1 protein-coding gene is annotated in these 1,437 nt (G+C 60.8%); it reads right to left on the reverse strand.

Annotated features, from left to right (window positions below; all coding sequences use genetic code 11):
* Window positions 1-265 precede the first annotated feature (265 nt).
* Complete coding sequence (locus tag NKH49_RS34655) at window positions 266-1,291, reverse strand: IS110 family RNA-guided transposase (protein ID WP_352930179.1); 1,026 nt, start codon at window positions 1,289-1,291, stop codon at window positions 266-268.
* Between the last annotated feature and the right edge of the window lie 146 nt (window positions 1,292-1,437).

The following is a 1,437-nucleotide window of genomic DNA, read 5'->3' on the forward strand; positions in this document are numbered from 1 at the left end:
GTGTCTCAGTCGTCTAATCGCGGACCGAAATGCAAGCCCAAATTTGTATTGAGGTGTCGTTTGCCGGGAGCACGGTCGTCTTCGCGGTCGACATGAAGCCGCCGCATGATGGGCTTCGCGAGGGATGGAGCCTTCCAAGGTTTGAAACGCAATCGCGAGCGTTGTGACGCCAACGATGCAACTGACACAGCGGAATGGCTCGGCCCACGTCCTGGCAGGGACGCCTCGTTACGCCTCGGGTAGGCGCATTCGAACTTCCTTATGGTCAGGCCACGATGGCTTCTTCCCGGTTGAACAACTCACCGGATTTTAGCATCGCATGCATGATGACAGCGAGCTTGCGGGCGACAGCGACAGCTGCCCGCTTGAAGCCGATCTTCTCACGCAGCTTCAGCCCCCATGTGCGCAGACTGCTGTCAGCCCGGCTGCGCGTCAGAATCACGACTGCGGCCTCATAGAGAAGCCCTCTCAGATGAGGATCCCCACGCCGCGAGATATGACCATCATAATCGACTTCGCCGGATTGATAGCGTCGGGTTGTCAAACCCAGCCATGCGCCGACAGCGCGCGATGTCTTGAAGTTCGATGGATCCTCGATGGCGCCGATGAATGAAGTCGCAGTGATGGTGCCGACGCCGGGGATCGACATCAACAGCTGGCATGCGTCATTGTGCCGGGCGTTGGCGACGAGCTGCTGTCCAAGTTCAGCAGCGCGGGCGCGCATGCTGAGCCAAGCCTCGAGAAGGGGCAGGACAATCCGGGCAAGCTCTTCCTGACCGGCCAGCAGGCGCCGGACGTCGGCTTCGAACTTGCTGCCCTTGCTTCGCGGAATGATCAGCCCGAACGTCTTCATGAGCCCGCGGATCTGGTTGGAGAGCTCGGTCGTGATCCTGACCAGCCGGCTCCGCGCGGCCACCAGCGTGCGGCTCAGCATGCTGTCATAGCCCTTCACCCGCACCTCGCGGTAGAAGCCGACCTCGGCCAGATGCGCCAAGCCGTCGGCATCGTTTGCGTCCGTTTTGTTCGGCGCCATGTCCAGCGCGGCCTTGGCATGCCGGGCGTCGATGCAGATCGCCGGAAGTCCTTCGGCGCTCAAGGCATGATAGAACCACACCGACAAGGGGCCGGTCTCGAACACTACCCGCTTGGCCGCTGGCGCCCGCTTGCGGAGAACGTCCGCGACCAAGCTCGGATCAGAGGGACATTTGCCGCGCCAGATCCTTTTGCCGCCACGCCGCACAGAAATCGCCGTCTCTTTCAACGACACGTCGAGACCGATATATTCACTCATGGTTGTTCTCCGTTCGATGCTTGGGCCCGGCGTCCAGTCGTGAGCCCGTACTTCCATCCTATCGGGGAACAACCACCCGCTCTTCAATATGTGACCGTTTCCGGCTTCAGGGCGACTCGCTCCGCGATTACCCCATGTTTGAAATT

Source organism: Mesorhizobium sp. M1088 (genome assembly GCF_040318575.1).
Taxonomy (GTDB): Bacteria; Pseudomonadota; Alphaproteobacteria; order Rhizobiales; family Rhizobiaceae; genus Mesorhizobium.

What these genes read in the sequence shown, in the direction of transcription:
- NKH49_RS34655 (WP_352930179.1), bottom strand. Translation starts at nt 1,291, where the DNA reads ATGAGTGAATATATCGGTCTCGACGTGTCGTTGAAAGAGACGGCGATT.